The 299-nt window shown below is 44.1% G+C and carries 1 tRNA gene; it reads right to left on the bottom strand.

Going from position 1 to position 299, the window contains the following annotated elements:
- Positions 1-222 precede the first annotated feature (222 nt).
- Positions 223-298 (bottom strand) — tRNA-Val (locus AAEY62_RS21605).
- Between the last annotated feature and the right edge of the window lies 1 nt (position 299).

Raw genomic sequence — 299 nt, 5'->3', positions numbered from 1 at the left:
TGATACTGGACTTGAACCAGTGACCCTCGCCTTGTAAGGGCGATGCTCTCCCAACTGAGCTAATCACCCACATATAAATTAAAACGCTACTATTAAAATAAATAGTACTGGACTTTAACCAGTGAACCTCGCCGTTACTTGTAAATAGCGGTGATGCTCTCTTTTTTCTAACTGAGCTAACGACCCATTTAGATTTTCTTGTAATATGCACCATTCTAAGAATGGTGGGTCGTACTGGACTTGAACCAGTGACCCTCGCCTTGTAAGGGCGATGCTCTCCCAACTGAGCTAACGACCCA

This window comes from Pseudoalteromonas sp. GW168-MNA-CIBAN-0100 (genome assembly GCF_040309225.1).
Taxonomy (GTDB): domain Bacteria; phylum Pseudomonadota; class Gammaproteobacteria; order Enterobacterales; family Alteromonadaceae; genus Pseudoalteromonas; species Pseudoalteromonas arctica.
Note: the sequence above shows the minus strand (reverse complement) of the source record. Positions and strands in the feature narration are given on the sequence as shown.